The sequence below is a fragment of the Sulfitobacter sp. 1A15106 genome (assembly GCF_043556995.1).
GTDB lineage: Bacteria > Pseudomonadota > Alphaproteobacteria > Rhodobacterales > Rhodobacteraceae > Sulfitobacter > Sulfitobacter faviae.
This window is the reverse complement of record NZ_JBIFFM010000019.1, coordinates 1-16,848: the sequence shown is the minus strand read 5'-3', so window position 1 is coordinate 16,848 and position 16,848 is coordinate 1. Positions and strand designations below refer to the sequence as shown.

Annotated in this window: 16 protein-coding genes; 8 read left to right on the top strand and 8 right to left on the bottom strand. The window is 58.3% G+C overall.

All coding sequences use genetic code 11. The features are described from left to right. Window positions 1-479: 479 nt before the first annotated feature. From ACGYKA_RS19195 to ACGYKA_RS19185, 3 genes are all read right to left on the bottom strand, one after another. Window positions 480-1,385, bottom strand: a complete 906-nt coding sequence (locus tag ACGYKA_RS19195) for a hypothetical protein (protein ID WP_394439755.1) — start codon at window positions 1,383-1,385, stop codon at window positions 480-482. 390 nt (window positions 1,386-1,775) lie between these two features. Further along, window positions 1,776-1,865, bottom strand: coding sequence for a type II toxin-antitoxin system YafQ family toxin (locus tag ACGYKA_RS19190; protein ID WP_394439752.1), 90 nt, complete (start codon window positions 1,863-1,865; stop codon window positions 1,776-1,778). Between the two features lie 297 nt (window positions 1,866-2,162). Beyond that, window positions 2,163-3,800, bottom strand: a complete 1,638-nt coding sequence (locus ACGYKA_RS19185; RefSeq protein WP_394439749.1) for a DUF262 domain-containing protein — start codon at window positions 3,798-3,800, stop codon at window positions 2,163-2,165. A gap of 554 nt (window positions 3,801-4,354) precedes the next feature. Between ACGYKA_RS19185 and ACGYKA_RS19180 the strand changes: the two genes are divergently transcribed. From ACGYKA_RS19180 to ACGYKA_RS19170, 3 genes are read left to right on the top strand one after another with little or no spacing between them, the layout of a single operon-like run. Next, the gene (locus ACGYKA_RS19180; RefSeq protein ID WP_394439745.1) at window positions 4,355-4,528 is read left to right on the top strand and encodes a hypothetical protein; all 174 of its coding nucleotides are present in this window, start codon (window positions 4,355-4,357) and stop codon (window positions 4,526-4,528) included. Window positions 4,529-4,571: 43 nt separating this feature from the next. Next, window positions 4,572-4,877 (top strand): helix-turn-helix transcriptional regulator, encoded by a 306-nt coding sequence (locus ACGYKA_RS19175; RefSeq protein ID WP_394439742.1) that lies wholly within the window; start codon window positions 4,572-4,574, stop codon window positions 4,875-4,877. A 1-nt stretch (window position 4,878) separates the two neighbouring features. Continuing rightward, entirely contained in the window at window positions 4,879-5,760 is an 882-nt protein-coding gene (locus ACGYKA_RS19170; protein WP_394439739.1) for a reverse transcriptase family protein, read from the top strand. Window positions 5,761-5,913: 153 nt separating this feature from the next. On the opposite strand, the gene ACGYKA_RS19165 is transcribed toward ACGYKA_RS19170, so the two are convergent. Then, entirely contained in the window at window positions 5,914-6,918 is a 1,005-nt protein-coding gene (locus tag ACGYKA_RS19165) for a hypothetical protein (RefSeq protein WP_394439736.1), read from the bottom strand. Between the two features lie 316 nt (window positions 6,919-7,234). Here ACGYKA_RS19165 and ACGYKA_RS19160 point away from each other — a divergent pair, with 316 nt between their 5' ends. After that, window positions 7,235-7,375 (top strand): hypothetical protein, encoded by a 141-nt coding sequence (locus tag ACGYKA_RS19160; RefSeq protein WP_394439733.1) that lies wholly within the window; start codon window positions 7,235-7,237, stop codon window positions 7,373-7,375. Between the two features lie 35 nt (window positions 7,376-7,410). Here the strand turns inward: ACGYKA_RS19160 and ACGYKA_RS19155 are convergent, their stop codons facing one another. Next, window positions 7,411-8,835 (bottom strand): UvrD-helicase domain-containing protein, encoded by a 1,425-nt coding sequence (locus tag ACGYKA_RS19155; RefSeq protein WP_394439730.1) that lies wholly within the window; start codon window positions 8,833-8,835, stop codon window positions 7,411-7,413. Continuing rightward, on the bottom strand, window positions 8,825-10,549 hold the full coding sequence (locus ACGYKA_RS19150) for an ATP-dependent endonuclease (protein ID WP_394439728.1): 1,725 nt from the start codon (window positions 10,547-10,549) through the stop codon (window positions 8,825-8,827). Before ACGYKA_RS19150 ends, ACGYKA_RS19155 begins: the two co-directional genes overlap by 11 nt. A 229-nt stretch (window positions 10,550-10,778) precedes the next feature. On the opposite strand from ACGYKA_RS19150, the gene ACGYKA_RS19145 reads away from it, so the two are divergent. From ACGYKA_RS19145 to ACGYKA_RS19135, 3 genes are all read left to right on the top strand, one after another. Further along, entirely contained in the window at window positions 10,779-11,423 is a 645-nt protein-coding gene (locus ACGYKA_RS19145) for a hypothetical protein (protein WP_394439726.1), read from the top strand. Between the two features lie 143 nt (window positions 11,424-11,566). Next, on the top strand, window positions 11,567-13,477 hold the full coding sequence (locus ACGYKA_RS19140) for a hypothetical protein (protein ID WP_394439723.1): 1,911 nt from the start codon (window positions 11,567-11,569) through the stop codon (window positions 13,475-13,477). Next, a complete protein-coding gene (locus ACGYKA_RS19135) occupies window positions 13,474-14,889 on the top strand; it encodes a hypothetical protein (RefSeq protein ID WP_394439720.1) in 1,416 nt (471 codons plus the stop codon). Before ACGYKA_RS19140 ends, ACGYKA_RS19135 begins: the two co-directional genes overlap by 4 nt. A 33-nt stretch (window positions 14,890-14,922) precedes the next feature. Here ACGYKA_RS19135 and ACGYKA_RS19130 read toward each other — a convergent pair whose 3' ends face one another. Then, on the bottom strand, window positions 14,923-15,150 hold the full coding sequence (locus tag ACGYKA_RS19130) for a hypothetical protein (protein ID WP_394439717.1): 228 nt from the start codon (window positions 15,148-15,150) through the stop codon (window positions 14,923-14,925). A 2-nt stretch (window positions 15,151-15,152) separates the two neighbouring features. Beyond that, window positions 15,153-15,833 carry a helix-turn-helix domain-containing protein gene (locus ACGYKA_RS19125; protein ID WP_394439714.1) on the bottom strand — a complete coding sequence of 227 codons (681 nt, stop codon included), beginning with the start codon at window positions 15,831-15,833 and terminating at the stop codon, window positions 15,153-15,155. A gap of 467 nt (window positions 15,834-16,300) precedes the next feature. On the opposite strand from ACGYKA_RS19125, the gene ACGYKA_RS19120 reads away from it, so the two are divergent. Next, on the top strand, window positions 16,301-16,848 hold a 548-nt coding region (locus ACGYKA_RS19120; RefSeq protein ID WP_394439711.1), incomplete at its 3' end, for an AAA family ATPase.

The following is a 16,848-nucleotide window of genomic DNA, read 5'->3' as shown; positions in this document are numbered from 1 at the left end:
AATCACGCAGGAGAAAGCGACCTAAGCGGAGCGTTGAGGCAGGTCATCTCGCGAGAGCGGCGTCATCAAACCAGCCGTTTGTGTGTCATCAGCAATTTCACAGGTTCACAGCAGGGAGCAAGCATCCGCGCCAAACGGCGGATTTTCCCGCCCAGCCGTCCTCAGGGATTGTTGCAGCTAACGTCCTCTGCGAGCCCATTCTAACGATCATACAGCCCGGCCATTTCGCCGCCGCAGCAAAATATGCCGAGAGAGACCGGCCCATTGCTGCCGTTCGTCATCTTTCACATGCTGCGACGCGGCTTCGCGAAAGTGGCCATTTGTTTCATTCAGCAGCATGGCCCAGTCGCCGAAGGTTAGCTGTGCGGACCTTGCTGCCGTTCGCTGCCTCCCCAAAGTCTCCGACACAAGTGCGAAGCCGTAAGCGAGCCCGCGTCGTCGGAGCAAGACACCTGCCGCGGACATCAAGATGCCGCAACCTAAGCTGGAAGTCGAAGCTCGCGGATAGGTAGCCCAATCTCCGTAAGTCCAGTTTTTCGGTGTTTCTCGATGGAACACGTCATGAACTCGCGCATAGCGTCGAATGTCGCAGCCCTGTCTTCACGGGCGCGATCGAAACGAGTCTTGGCCGCAGTTTCGAACTCGTTGCGCATCCCGAGCACAGCAAGGTCCCCCGCAGGAATCTCTTCCGGGCTGGTTGAGAAGAAATGCATGCCCTCTGCACTCCGATGCTCGTTTAACCGATATAGGTGCAACCGGCCCGTTGAAGTGCGTTTGCACCATGACGCAGAGACGAACTCGGCTCGCCAGGATCTGAATTGTTCAGCGGAGGTAGTGATTTCCTGCTTCGCGGCGAACGTTTCGTTGATCGCCCTCTTTAGGCAGTCGACGACGGCACTGTGAATCGAAATACTGGCCAGATCCGCTCGCGTGAAAGTGTCGGCGCCCCAAATATGCACGCCACCTCCTTCGGAAAGAGGGTCCGGCTCGTCTTGCAATCGGAGCACGTAATGCAGAAGTCCATCCTCCCGTGATCTGTCGCAACTCACTCGTAAATCTGAGAGCATCGCCGCGGCCCGTTCGAAAACAGCCTGTGCGGACAAGGCAGAGCCAGCGAACGCCACGTAGACGCTCCCAGCGTTCTTCTCTGGGCCGAATCTATGGAACCTGCCATCATGATAGAATTGCGGTTCGCGAACGGAGACATGAAAGCGCCTAATCTTTCTGAAGTCACCATCGAGGAGTTGGCCGCCTCCATTGGTAGAGATAACGCTGTCGCAGAGCACGAATAGTCCGGCCTCGACGTAGGGACTATCCTTAGCGGAATTGTCACCCAACATGTCCGCCTCAATTTCGAACGCGTGTCCCGCGACAATAAGAGTCATGTGACTATCCCTACTTGCCCAATTTAGCAGGTCTACAGATAGCAGCACTCAGCCCATCTGTGCAGCTCTCGCTGCTCCTACCGGCAGCCTTCGCGGGTGCCGCGAATACCGAGCAGACGCGGCGAAAGGCGAAACGTCCGCAATGCAGACCTTGATCTGCCACCTCAGCGCCGATTTGGTTTGCGACCGCAACGAATGGCATGAACGAGCCCTATTTACTGATTGCCTACAGTGCAGCTAACGTTTGCCACCACTTTGAGGCCAAAAACCTTCAACAACTTCTTGAGTTTTGAGCAGGGCTTTCAACAGCCTCAACGAGGTTGTTTGCGTCAGTTCCAAAATGGATGCCCCCGGTTCGGATAATGTTCATTTCTGGACCGGGGCATCTGTTTAGAAAAGTTCACTATGTGACCCGAGGCGCACCAAAGAAACTTCCTCATCGGCGACTGCGTAGATGAGCAGCAGATCCCTATTACGCAATGGCGGGGCCTATCTGGAATCGTGATCTGAGGCGCGCTGAAATACCCTCTTCGCGCCGGAAGGCCACTTCAGCTATAGCCCCACCAAATTGACCTGCCGCTTCTTTGAAGCCTCACGCTCTGTAGCAAATATCTTAGCCTCATCATCACACAGAGCCTGACCCGTGTCAGCACTAACGCGGTCTTCAATTCAGGTGGCCCGCCGGCTGTCACCCCGAGGCCATGGGGCGATCGGGGAGCGGGATGAAAACGTCTTTCGCTTCGAAAGGCATTAAGTTCCGGGTCAGCCGGAAATAGACTAAAGAGACGAGATTCCGGTTCTCTCCTGCAATACTGCAATCATCGTCTTGCGGCGCCCCTTTACGAAAGTCGCGAAGCGCTTCGTCAATTTTTCACGGTCGATAAGCGCCGCCTCGAGCACTTCGTCGTCCACGTCCGCAAGGTAGGTTGCCGGCTTGGCGTCCGTCTTACTGCGGTTCACGTGTTGAGGGAGAAACCAGAGGTTTCCGATGTCATCAATCAAGGGGTCGTCCCCATACTTCGCGCGTGGGAAGATGTGATCCGTCTCGACAACGTTGCGTGCGTAGAGGGTTTTGCTATCCGTTCTGTTCTGCACCAAGGCCAAAGCCAAGGAGACGTGGTTTCCGAAGAGTTGGTTGTCCGCACTCTCGATACGGGTCTTTGCCTTCACGTATCGCGCTACGCGGTCATAGGGAAAGCCCGCCGCCTTGCCCCCGAGGGCCTCGCGGACGAGCCCCCCAGGACGGCTGTCCGAATGCTTTGTCAACACGCTGGAGAATGCAATCAGGTAGATGGCCCTGCGCAGGTCCGCCCTCTCAGTCGGCGCGACGACGGGCTTCTTCTTCGCCGCGAGGAAGTGGACGACAGGCACAAGCGTGTTAAGGCCGTTGAGCAGCTTGACTGACCCGATCCGACACTCGTCTTGGGCGAAGTCTACCGCCGAACGGATCGCGGCCGTGGTCCTCTCGTAGGCGCCCTTCACTTTCTCGACGTTCTTGGCCTTGCGAAGCAGTCCAATGTCGAGCCGGGTTCCGAGCCCCGCAACGGAGAAGATGCATCGGATCACGAAGTCTGAGTCGATCTGGATGCTGCTTTTGGCGTTCACGTCAGCGATAAACTTCGGCAGCGCGTCGGTCGCGTCCGGCCAGTGGAGGCGGAGCATAGACAGGATCAAGTCCGACCGCGTCAGATTGATGCCCTGCGTGTTGATCCGCATGAAGATTTCGAGAATGTCGAACACAGTCTTCCGGTCCGGGGAGTCTTGGGGAAGGCCCGCGTCGATGATCTGCTCCTGTAACAGCCCGCCCGTTTCGGTCATGATGCTCACAGGGCGCCGTAGGTTGTCGATGACACGGTCCTCGTCGTCCTCGCTCAGATCGAAGTCCTTCGTAAGCTGACGACCGAGCTTGCTTCCCGGAGCGGACTGACCGGAGAAGTCCGCAAGCGCGACATAGTGCGAAGGCATCGTATCCTCGTCGCTATTCGCCACGGCCTCGGCATTCCGCACCTTCGCTTCTTCCGGAGTCATGAACTTGAAAAAGAACTTCTCCTCGCTCGCGTCGTCCGAACTGCGACCGCTGAGGACGTCGAAGTGCAGCCTGTGTCCGTTTAGGGAACCGCGCAGCGCGATGTAGAGGGAGGTCAGCCGCTGTTGCCCGTCGAGGACCAGTTGAACCGTTTCCCCATTGTTAATCTTGTAGGCCGTTTCCGCGCCTCGCCGATGGTCGGCTACGAAAGTCCGATACTGGATCGCCTCCGTCGTGTCCCAAAGCAGGACAACTCCGATGGGATAGCCCCGGAACAGGGAATCGAAAAGTTTTTCGATCCTATCTGCATTCCACACAAAGTCTCTTTGGATAGCGGGCAGCACAATGCGCCCCTTCTCGATACCATCGAGCAGCGTGGAAACGGACATAAGGATACCTCTTGGCCTTGGAACGAAGAGATACAAAACCCGCTCCGCTAAATACCCAAACTAAATCATGATTGATGCGGCGGGACAATCACTGGCGGCTCGGTCCCGCACAGCCATACCAAGCCTTCCTCGCCGAAAACGTAGACCGGACGCCGTGCGTAGAGGATTATCGCCTCTTGTGCTTGGAGGAGACACTACGCTCCGGGCCCGCGCGCCTCACAGATATAGTGATGACAAAAAAACTAAAAAATCGCCACAGGCGATATTGTATCGTCATACTTGTCTCCCCATATGTTTCTTGTTGGAACACCGGGGCTCTGGTCTCGGTCGGAAAAACGCCTTCATATTTTGAGCCAACTTGTTGGCTCGCGGAGGGGTTCGTCCCCTCTACCGCCTACCCCCCAGACGGCCTCCGTGTCGGCGGGAGGGGGCGGCCCCCCCGGGAAGGCCCCGGGGGGGCCGCATGATGGATCAAGGAAAGGTCTCTCCGAACTGACTGTTGGAGAAGGCCCTCGGCGCAATCCCGCGTTCGAGGCCAACAGAAGGAGGACAATATGTCCTGTGAAACCAACGAGACCGATCCGCGCGGGACACGCGCCACCCTGAAGAAGCCTTCCGCATGGAAGGTTTGGGGGCCGCGCCTGCTGAAGACAGTGCTCTGGACTGTCTGGGCAATCGATAAGGCGTTTCGCCTGATTGCCTGGCTGACCGGGGGGCCCTCCAGCTAACCGCGCGTCCTAAATGCTTAATAATATAGGAGCAATCAGTTCAATGCTTGGTGAAGCCCTCAGACTTATCCGCGTCTTCCACGACCGGAAGCAAGTCGATCTCGCAGAAAATCTGGGCATCTCTCAATCCCATCTGTCCGACATCGAGCGAGGTGCGAAAACACCGAGCCAAGACCTCGTTGCGAAATATGCTGAGGTGTTTGATCTGCCTGTCAGCTCGATCTGGTTCTTCGATGAGCAGTTGTCTTCCGGAACGAGCATCAAGGCAATTGATCGGGCCCGAGGCGTGATTGCCGATAAGGTTCTTGATTTCCTCCGCATCATCGAACGCCGCCGGAAAGTGTCCTGAGATGGCTCGCCGCGACAAAAGCTACGCTCTTGATCAGTGTGCGCTGTATCGCTGTGGAAGCAGAAAGAAACTCCTTCGCCTTCTTCAGACCACGCCAACCAAACTTACTGAGTTGAAGGATGCTGACGTTCTCTACTACCGGATGGAGAAACCCAAAAAAAATGGGGGCGTCCGTGAAGTCTATGCTCCACGCTATGACCTTAAACGCATTCAAACACGATTGAGCGAGCTGCTCATGCGCCTGGAGGCTCCGGATTACTTAATGTCGCCTGTCCGGGGGCGCTCGAATATCGACAATGCAGCGGCCCATAGGCATGCATTAGCGCACCGCCTCATCGACATCGAAGATTTTTATCCAAGCTGCTCGGCCGCCAAAGTGGCGTGGTTTTTTGGTAAGGTGCTGGAATGCCCCCCAGATGTTGTAGCGGTGCTGACATGGCTAACCACACGGAACGGCAGCCTCCCCCAAGGCAGCCCTGCCAGCCCGATTTTGGCGTTCTTATCGTATCGCGATATGTGGGATGAAATAGCAACGATCGCTGCACGAGATAATAATAGACTAACAGTCTATGTCGATGATGTGACCCTATCCGGCAGAGTTGTGCATGGCCGAACCCTTTGGGACATTAAACAGTCTCTTCAGAGGCACGGTCATAAGACTAAAACAACCAAGGAAGCATCTCGATGTGGAACCCCGGTCGCGGTGACGGGGGTCATTCTGCGCGACGGCGCACTTTTGCTTCCCAACATTCAACATCAGAAGCAGCACCAATTGCGTAAATCGCTTGAACGAATGCCAGAGGGACCAGATCGGATACGGACGGAAGCCGCAGTAGCTGGCCATGAAGAAACCGAACGACAGATCTTAAAGCGCTCACTGTAAGCCCGCTCCTGACTGCTTACTATATCATTGCCCACCTTCAAACGCTTGAACTCGTGCTGTGTTGAGGGGCTCGAGCGTCACAGCTATAAATATCGTGTGATGACGGACGAAGGTTACGCCACGCCCGTATAGCGTAACCTCGACGGATCGACTTCAGAAAACGCGCACGCCGCGTGCCTCCATATCATCGAGCAGCACATAGAGCCCGCTTGGCCAAACCACCCCTGCCTCCGCAAGATCATCCACGCGCTTCCTGAAGTGTGCCGTGGAGAACGGACCAGAGGATTTAAATTCGAGAAAGAACCCATTCATCCGGTCGATCATGTTGAGGATAGACTGTCGCCTCCTTTTACTCGCCGGCTTTTCACGCAGTATGCCAACTATCGCCAGAACGAGCAGTGCCAGCAGGATGATAGACCCTAACGCCCCGAATGTCAGACCGCCGAGAAGCATCCCGTCAGCGGGCAAGGCAGAAAAAAGCATGGGTAACGCGGCAATCCCAAAGCTGATGAGAAGAACACCTGAAATCAGTTTGAAGAAATTCCAGACCGCTTTCGTCACGCTTGGACTGTAGGTTTCTTCCAGCTTGCTCATCCCGCTCAACGGGCTTTTCCCAAGCATTTCGTCCATATACGCTACTATCTCGACCTGCGTTAGCGATTGGGCCAGAAGACGATCAACTGCAGGCGACTTGAAGCGCCCGCTGACGTAGTCCCCTACGGCGTCAGACAACCAATCTTGAGGGACGCCGAGCTTCCCTTTTTCTTTCACATAGGCAACGAGGTTCGTGACGTGGTTCGGCACGAGAAGAGCCATCTTCTCGGTGACCTGCTCCGGTGTCAGTGCTGCGCGCTCTTCCATGGAGAACGACAGGCCCTGATATGCATGGACTACCGAAGTAGCCGTATCATGGCCCTCATCGAACGCCGCGAAGGCCTCATTAGAGCCGGGTTCCAGATTCTGCTCTTCGCAATGTTTCTGAGCCAGTTCCAGCATATGCTTGATCAACTGATAGCTCTCTGTCCGGACCTCAGCCTTCCGAGCCTCTTCCGAAGCATCTTGCGGAAGCATGATGGAGTTCTCGAGATAGATTTCGACGCTTTTCTCGTGCGTGCTGTGTGATCGCGCAAGCGACTCCCTGAAACTCTCCAAGCTCATACCGCACCCTCCCTCGGCCTGAAGTATAAGAGTTCCACTCCCGCATAGCGAATGTATTCAGATCAATCTTCACGCTAAGGATCCCTGTCCTCCAGATCCTGCGGGGCCGCCAATACCTCAATAATCTGCATATCAAACCTAATTCTTTCTGTTCCGCACCCTGCGGTCCCACCTCTTGTTTAACGACAGGAGACACCATGACAGACCAGGACAGGGCCAATCCAAAAACCGAAGAGGCGCATAAGCTCAAAGAGCATCTACACAGTGGCCGGCCTCTCACGGCGAAGGCAAGGCAGAATCTGCCCTCAAGAAGCGGATGCGCTACATCCGCTTCGATGGCGAGGTCATATCCGACCAAGATCAGTTCTTCGCCATGCGGCGCGAGGTCTTGCGTCTGTCTGACGCCTGGGCCGAATTGCACCACGGCATTGGCGCTCAGGCGCTTCTCATACAATAGTCAGGTCGCGCCATCCGAAATGCTGTTCGGTGATATCATCCCAAGAGATGCGTCGGCGAGCAGACCACCAGTTTCCTGGATCCCCGGGTCAACGCAACGTAGAGGTTCTTCCTGTTTTTTGCTGCATCACGGTCGAAGTCACTCGCATCCAGGATGACCGCGACATCGCCCTCGAGACCTTTGAGCAGAAGCGGACTTCCCACTGCTTTCTTTGGCAGTTGTCGTCCGAGGACGCGCTGCTGTTCGCGGATGCGCTTGGCAGCCTCCAAAAAGCTTACATCGGAGCCGGACGATTGGAGGGCGTTGATGCAGGTGCGGAGGATCTCCGGCCGGAACGTCCGAGCGCCCTGCACGGCCTCAAGCGCTTCGAACAGAGCAATGAGGGAGACGGCGTCCCCAACTTCCCGGTATCGGATGGCAGCAAGTTCGTGCGCCTCGGGCGGTGCCCGGTGCCGACCGGCGGCGATTGTTGCCGCCCGGGCAGCGAGGCCCTCACGATCAACCCCTGTCATCACCGCGAAGGCGAAGTCGAGAGCGGCTTCGAGATTCCCCGGGGCGACGAGACCGACCTCGCCAGCGAAGTCCGTGACGTCTGTAAGATCGACGGCTTCGACCGTCACGGCTCCCGGTGTCTGCTTGGCCAGCTTCCTTTGCAGATCCTTCTGAACGCCACCCGTCATGATCAGGACTTCTCCTCCGGCCCGGGGAGGTTGTGTGAGGCATGCAACGCGCTGCTTCTCGTGATCGGTCACACCGTCCAGATGAATCCAGGAGACATCGGAAGGTGCCGTTCGCAGATCGATCTGGCCACCGGCCTTCAATGTGCGACGCGCCTCGAGCAGCCAAGCCCCGAGTTCATGGGCGCCGGCATTTTCCCATCGCCAGGGTCGGTTCAGTTCCGCGACCAATGGAAAGCTCCCGACCACATCGGCATCCCAATCTGGGTGGTGGCCTCGCCAGTTAAAGATTTCCTGCATCGGATCGCCGAGGACGACTGTCGGCAGCATGGTCGCGAGATGACAGACGACGGCATGCTGATCTTGATCGCAGTCCTGATACTCGTCGACGATGACCCGGCTGTAGCTTGCGAAAAGCACCTCGTCGATATGCCGACCGGCGAGAAAACGCGAGATTGCCTCCTTGATGGCCGGGTAGTCCCGTCTGGCATCCTCGAGGTCGAGGTGAGCGGGAGCGATCCCGGATCGCGCAGGAAAGGTCTTCAGAATGCGAAGAGCCCAGCCGTCGATCGTCGATAGCCGGTAACGACCTTGTGGCACCCGATGTCGCGACAACCGATGCCGGAGCGCGGCGACGCCCGCGTTCGTGTGTGTCAGGACAAGGACGGGTTTCGTTTCGGAATGGCGGCGCAGGGCAGAGACAATCAGCTCGGTCTTTCCGCAGCCTGCGGGTGCCTCTACCGCACCCTTGGCGACCTGAAGAAGGTCGAAGTCATCTGGCATTCAAGCACCATTTTCGAATGGCGTTGATCGTCTCGAGAAATTCCCTGTCCAACTTCTTGGCTCTTGGGGCAATGACATCCCGCGCGACGCGCTCCATGGTCGAGATGTTCTTGAACCAACCCTTCCCGGACGCTTCCCCGAGCGCGCGACGAGAGGCATGACTGAGTTCGCCTGCCGCAACTTCGACGCGAATAGTGGCCAAGGTAACCTTGTTTTCGGAGACCGTTTTCAGCTGATCGTTGATCGACTGTTCCTCTCGCTCTTCCAATGCGATTTCCAGAAGCGGTCCCACCGTCTCCGGTGGAATGGAGTCGAATATTTCTACCTCGATCTTCTTGCCATCCCGCCAAGTAAAGACGCAGCCCCCGTCCAGTTGGAAGTCGATTTCCCTCGCTTCAGGTGGGCGCTTGTCGTCGTCCCGGAAAAGGGCAGATCGGTAACCGAGGGTGCAGAAAGCCTGCGCTCGGCTGAGCATCTGATCGCCACCGCCACCTCCATCGACAAGGCATGCCCCAGCTGCGTGCAACGTGCGCTTTCCTTGGTCATTGCACCACTGGTCGATCCCCCGAACAAACCCGACCTCTGTTGCGCCTTCGCAGACCAAGATAGATTTGGCGAGAAATGCCTCAGGGAAGAGCCGTGCCGTTCCCTGCAACTCAAGATGGTCCCCAGCTCGTTTCAGGTCTGGACCGTGACCGCCCCGCCGCGCGATTGTCAGAGGTGTCAGCCCGAGTTCCCGAACGACCACCGGCGAATGACTGGTCATGAATACTTGGAGGGAAGGTTCAGAGTCCTTCGCGCCGAGCGCGTTCAGGAACTGGATGATCCGGTGCGGCTCGAGCCCGTGCTCCACCTCGTCGACCAGCACTATCGCCGATCCCGCCGCAGCCTCCTTCTGCAAACCGGCGATCAGAAGGCGCATTGATCCGATACCCATTCTCTTCAGCGGGATGCCGTCCGCATTGTGGAGGGAGATCGTGCCGGCCGATACGGACACTGAGTGGGCATCCAGTTCGGCGTGGAGATCGTTCCCGTCTCCAATGCCCAACCCGTCCGCGACTTCCTTCACCTTTGCCAGCCCTTCCGCCAGCTGCTCGTCCGCCGTGTCGCCGAATCGTGCCCGGGCGTCACGCGCGGCAGCGAGCAGGATCGCGGATGCGTCGGCCTTCTCATTGGATAGCTTGTTCAGGACGGAGCCGCGCTTCCATGAAAGGTTCATATCTGAATAGGAGCCGATACGCGTCGGGGCGATGTCCTGCCGGTCAGACCAAGCGAGATAACGCTCGCTCCCGAGCGCAGCCGCGCGATCGGAGACCAGTGTCCATACCGGCTCGAGATCCGCACCCACCGTCAACCTAAGGCACAAAACTGTTTCGAGACCGGCCTGCGGCTCGTCATCTATCTCTCCGCTTGCGGCATCGAAACCTCGCAGAAAGAGGCCGTAAGCGTCGAGGGTCTTCAATCGGTCGGACAATGCGCCGAGCGTGATGGTTATCTCGATCGGCGCATCGACGGCGAAATCTGTGAAGTCCGCGTCGGTGAACGGGATCGTGCGCCGGGCCCCCATGCAAAGATCAATAGCGTCGAGGATGGTCGACTTGCCGCTGTCGCCAGGGCCAACCAAGCAGTTGATGCCCTGCGTTGGGAACCAGGCAAGGCTTCTGATGCATCTGAAATTCAGAACTTCGAGTTTTCGTATCTGCGCCATTTTCATCCGTGGGTTGTCTTGATTTCTTTTATCACCCGGATCGCGACAGGCTATTCATTTTCTTCGGTTCTCCTGAGACAAATACCTCGATCAATCCGCCGGGCTCAGACCGTGGCGGCACGATGACGTCAGGCGGGTGATGCAACCGGCAATGACGCAGGTTTCCGGCTATCAAACCTAAATCTTTCTCAAGTTCGCCTCTGAGACTCATCTCCTGCTTAGCCAGGAGATGACTATGACGCCCGAGAAGATTGCAGACCTGAATGCCGCCCTGAAAAGCGGCGATCCACTGAACACCGAGCAGCTGGCCTGGCATCTACAGGTCGATCCCAAGCACGCGCCCCGGATCGCCCGCGACTTCGGCCTCGAAAAGCAGGACGAGCTCTATCCCTGGGTCAGGATCTGGCGCGCCATTCACAAGACAGAGGGCATCCATCTCGCTCAGCACTTGGTCAATCTGAAGGCCATGTATCCGGGCTCGATCATCCTGGACGGGATCGAGGACCTCGAAGTCGAACTCCGCAAGCCGCTACTCGACTTTGCCGCCATGGCCGAACACCGAGGCCGGAAACCCGACACCCTATCGAAGGCCTTGCGCCAAGGCCGGGCTACCCTGCCCTACCCGATGATCGACATGGGACCGCGCACCCGCCACTTCCGGGCGCTCGAGGTCCGTCTTTGGGTCGTCGAGGAAATCCGCTTGGAGCTTCCGCCAATACCCAGCTGGGTGACGGCGGCACAGCGCCCCGAGGCCGCGAGTCCCGAAGTGCTGGACGCGCCCGAGCCCGTGCAGGAGCCAGAGACCCTGAGATCTCCCGACCCAATCAAAAAGGCCATTTTCGGCGCCTTTGGCGCCTCTAACCGGAATGGCCCGACATAGCCGGAAAAAGGTCGAACAGTCATTCCTTTCCGGATCTGGGAAACGAATGACTGTTCGACCTTTTTTGCGACTTAACCGGAAAAAACCGGCCTAAACCGACCCGCCCGACATAACCGGAACCCAAAAACAGCAAGGAAACAGAAATGACAGCCTTCCCCTTCATCGCCACCACCCCCCTGCAGCCCCCCACTCAGATCCGCGACATGCAAGACGTCTGGGACTTTTTCGCAGCTCAGGCGCTGGACCCCTCCAATCCGAAGAAGAACAACCCCGAGGGCTGGCGGATGCAATATCTCACCAGGCTCCAAAGCCACTGCGGCGGCGCACCGCTCGCGACGATCTTCACCAGCGGCGATCTCTTGGCCGAGTTTGACGCCCACTTCCCGAAGGTGAAGAAGGATGTGCATCCTCGGCCTGATCTTCCCCAAGATGTGGAGACCTACAAGAAATGGCGCCGGCAATGCCGTCGGGCCATCGAGGTTGCCACCGGCGCCGCAGCCGAGAAGGCCGCGCTCCGGGCGCGGCAGGATGGCTGGACCGAACTCCAAGCTGCGATCGAGCTGCACAGCACCAATGGCGGCGTGGTGCATCCCGCTTCCGCCGGACCGGTCACCAATCTCTCAGACATCGCGCGCCGCGCCGGGATCGAGCCCTGGCAGTTGGCCAATGCCGGTGTCCTCGACCAGCTCGAAGAGGCCTTCGCAGCCCCTGGCGACCTCCAAATCGTGCGCCGGGCGCAGAAATTCCTAAAAGGACACGCTTACATTCCCGAGATCGCCGCTGTGTTGCCGACCGAACCGGTGCCGATCTTCCCGACCCGGCGCGAGCACGCGGCCCTGCCCCCGCATATCGATGCCTATCTGGTGCAGATGGTCAAACGGGCCGCCAGCGAATACGACGAGGTTATGGGCAAGGACGCGGATGGCGTCTCTGAGAAAACGCAAGAGAGGTGGCTGTCTGCTCTGCGCCACCATGTGCGGGCACTTCCGGACTGTTTGGCCGAACCTGCCATGAACTACATCCCCATCACCGATCTCGAAACGGTCAATGACGTGGCCGGCCTCTTCGCGCGCGAACATCTTTTTGCTACTATCCGGCGCACCAAGGAGGTTGATCACCTTCCGAATACAATTTCCCAGGCCAGTGCCTACAACTACTATACCGATATTCTGCGGGTGCTCTGGGACAGCAATCCCGAAGTGGATGAGTTCGGGGAGCAGATTGATCCGGACGCGCCCACGCTCATCACCGCAAAAACGCACCGGGCGGTCAAGAAAACCAAGTTCTTGAAAGAAGGCCGCGAGCTCGCTCAGGGCATGACCGCGAAAAACCAGGCCTGGTGCGAAGCGCTGGTCACGGACAAAACCCAGCGAAACCGTTTTCGCCGGATGCACCTGACCATGATGGAGGCGACCAACGAGATCCTCGAGTCCGCCCGGTCGGAAGGCCGCGCGCTCACCAAGGACGAAATCATCCAGGTGCGTCAGCTCGGCACCTGCGCCGCGGCCTGCGCAATCGAGCTTGCAGGCCGCCCAATCCGCAAAGGCAATGTGCTGGACCTGCGCCTGCATGGGGCGCGGCGGAACTTCTTCATGCCCAAGAAGGGTCGTTCGCAATACAGCTTTGTTCTCTTTGCGGATGAGACCAAGTCGGGGAAGGAAGAACCAGAAACGCCCCTTCAGGCCAGAATGGGCGGCCCCAAGGTGTTGGACTGGTATCTCAAAGTGATCCGGCCGCTGTTTCCGCACCACAACAAGAGCATCTACCTCTTCCCCGCGATCGAGGCGGTCGGCGAAGGGCTCGGACAAAAAACATTCGATGGCTGGTTTCAGCGTGCGGCCTCGGCCGCCAAGCTGCCAATGACCTTCCACCAGTGGCGCCATGGCTATGCGAGCCTGCTGCTCAAAGCCAGCTGGAGCAACCTGCCCCACGCGGCACAGATGCTGGGCAACACGCCGGGGGTCTGCGGGCGCAACTACGCCTGGATCAACAAACAAGAGATGATCCTCGAGAGCCAGGCCAAGACCCTTGCCGCTATGGAGGCTGATCAATGATTCCGCGTCACCGTCTTCTGCGGGCCCCGCACATGGCGCCGCTGCGCGATCACCCGGCACTGGATGCCATGTCCGACGGAGAACTCTGCGCGCTGGACGCCTTCATGTCGTTCTGCACTGAGCACGGCGTCGGTGATCCCGGCGAGGCCGACATCCGGGCCTTTGCCCGCCTGCGTGCTCAGGCACCGAAGGAGCTACAGGAGCTGCGTGGGGCGCTGCGTCACCTTGGCCTTGGTAAAGATTTTCTGATCGAGATCGCGGCCGTTCAGGCTGCGGTGGATCACCGGGTGAATTTCCAAGGCATCCCCAAAGGGCCCACGCGGTCTACATACCAGCGCACCGTCTCGGTCCCGGTCGAAGACCTCCCGATGGATTGGCGAAAGACCCTGCGGCGGCTGGAGATCGAGGGCGAATACGCCCCCGACATTCTGGATCGCATGAGTGCAAGGCTTGGCATGTTTGTTTGGTCGGCCCGGCGGGCTGGCCAACCTGCCGATCTGGCGAACACGGATGCACTGCGCGCGCTCTATGCCGACATGCGTGCCCGCTCCATCACGCGCCAACAAGAACAGGCCAAGAAGAAAGGCCTCAACGACGACGTCGACGAGCCCCGTTGGGCCTACCTGAGATCCACCTGGGAGGAGTTGCGGCGCTTCGCGTGGGCTCACGGCCTGCCCGAAGACGTCTGCGACAAGCTCGGCGTGACCTACAAGCACCTGGACGGCAAAGAGCGGCAGCAGGCTGCGCAAAAGCTCGCCAAGGCCAAGGAGGCCGGGACACGCCCGGAGCTGCTCAGGAAGGCCGAAAAAATGCTCGCGCAGGCCGAGAGCCTCAAGCTGCCCCAGATGCGCCACGCGCTGCGCAACCGTGCCGCCGCCATCGCCCTGGGCTGCGCCGTGCCCGCGCGCCCGGGCGACGTTCAGGCTCATCACATCTTCGGGGCCGGGATCATCTTCGAGCCGGCGCGCAACGGATACCGGTTCATCTACAAGCCCCAGAAGACCGCAGGCAACACCGGCGCCGATATCGACATCCCGCTCCTGCTCTGGTGGAACAAGTTCATCGACGCGATAATTCTGCAGGATGATGACCCGCGCTATCTCGGCCAGTTGCGCGCCAAGGTCGTTGCAGAAAAGCGCCCACTCTACGTGCAATACGATGGCACCCCTGCCGTCTATGCCTGGTATTCCCGAATGTGGAAAATCATCGCCGGGACCGGCGGCCATATTGCCCGCACCCTGATCCGGGACGAGCCGGGGGCAGCGGGGGTGCTACTCGCCAACATCCTCAATGGTCACAAGCCCGGCAGCCCGGCCGCCCGCAAATACGAGTCCGAAGACTTGCAGCGCGCGACCGTCCTTGAGGGCCAAGACATCATGGCGAGCCTGTTCGACGACGAGGATGAATTGTGACAGGCAGGCTCAGAGCCTGCCTGTCATCGTTCTCTACATGGCGTGTTGCGCCTTGCTGACAACAATCTCGACGTCATCCGCCAGCTCTTTGAGCAGGACCTCCAGCGACTGCGAGTAGCTGGCCCACTCCTCCGGCTCGACGCTGGTGGGGTCAGAGGTTTCCGAGAGGCGACGCGCAAAACCTGCCAACGCATGCGCGCGGGTTTCGATCAAACGTGCTTTGGAGCAAGCTTCAATGCGGGGGTCGGGGAGCTTAGCCATCGTTATGCCTCCCCGCCGAAGAGGCGCTTAGGGGGACCGACCTTCCGAGTCTGCGGATCGAACCCCTTCTGGATCGCCAGCAAGCCGTCCAAAAACCCGATCTTGTAATCGAGGTTGCCGGGGTGCTGCAAGCGGAAGGCCGATGGCCCCCTGTTGAGGCGGTCGAAAGCCTTGATAGTGGTTTCCGGATCGGCGTCCTCGACGCTGGCTCTGGTGCCATCGGCAATCTGCCGCAACATCCCGTAGTCGAGCTTATCGAGAGGGTAGTTGTATCCGTCTTCCCAACCCTGAGTGTGCATCTGATTACCGTCTGCCGCGGCCATGGCTGTTAAAGCATCACCCCGGTTCCCGCGCGCGATCACCTGACGCAGGTTCTGCGCGTCCTGGGGAGAGGGGTGCGGGGTGCGACCGATACTGTTATCGACCGGCTGGTTCCCGGGCTGCGTATCGGGCCGAAGGTCTGCCGGTGTAACCCCCAGAGCCTTGGCGATCAGGCTTACAGAGCCAAATCCCACCCCTTCTTTCCCGCTTTCGGCCTTCTCGACCGTGCGGAGACCTACACCGGCAGCTTCGGCCAGCATGCCCTGCGTCAGCGCATGTTTCTCCCGGAGTTCGTAAATTTTCTTGTCATCAAGTATCATGGAACGCCCCTTTTTTGCGTTTGTTTTCGATGACTTGATCATCCCATATCTCCTTGGCCCGGCGTTACGAATTGAAACCGCACATTCCCCGCATGCAGGCTACGAGTTCGATGCTAACCCGCGAGTAACCCGCACGGAACCCGCACTTCATGGGAGAGCACTGGCACGGGCGTTTCTCCCAAATCGAAGATTCTCCCGCATCGAGAAGGTAGCGATGCCCGACACTGCCATCGTTGCCTGGCTCAAGTTTTGAGGAATCTGCGCACCCAAGAAGGCCGACCCTACAATAGCTATAATAAATGCTAACAAACTAACAATATAACGTGATAGTTAGTTTTTCAGTTAGAAAGAAAACTTTTTGCATTGCAATAAAGCTATAAATTTGTCTATTTTGAAAACTTTTTTGCCTGATTGTTATAAACTTTGCTTGAGTATTAACAATTTAACCTGCAAAATGGTCCAATGGAGGGCATCCTATGATCCTATCGTGCGTTAATTCAAAAGGCGGCGTGGGCAAAACGACATTATCACTCGCGCTTGCTGAACACCTCGGTCTCGCCGGGAGGCGCGTTCTATTAATCGACGCTGATCCGCAAGCATCAGCTTCGGACCGGTGCCGGCGTATCTCGCTCAGTCATGAGTTGCCATACGATCTCGACGCTTCAACCGAGCACGATCACCTAATCGAAGAAGCCGACGAGCGCGGCGAAGACTTCGATGAAGGTGCTATTGAAGCTGCGGCTGCAGCTCAAATCGAGAAGCGCATTGGTCGAACAATGAGGAAGGCGGCCAACTATGACCACGTCATCCTTGACGGACCCCCAGCTGCTGGTCGTTTGCAACAAGCTCTCATCCGAGCTTCGGATTTTGTGCTCGTTCCGGTCACGCCGGACGCAATGTCAGCACGGGCCGCTAAACGGCTTGTGCGCGGCATCCGGAGCGCAGCACAGGCAGGCAAGGATCTGGAAGCCGCGATGGTGCTCAATCGCGCCGACACGCGGCAGACGGCCACCCGGCTTGCCCCTCAGGTAACAGCGCAGCATGGGCTGGCTTTGCT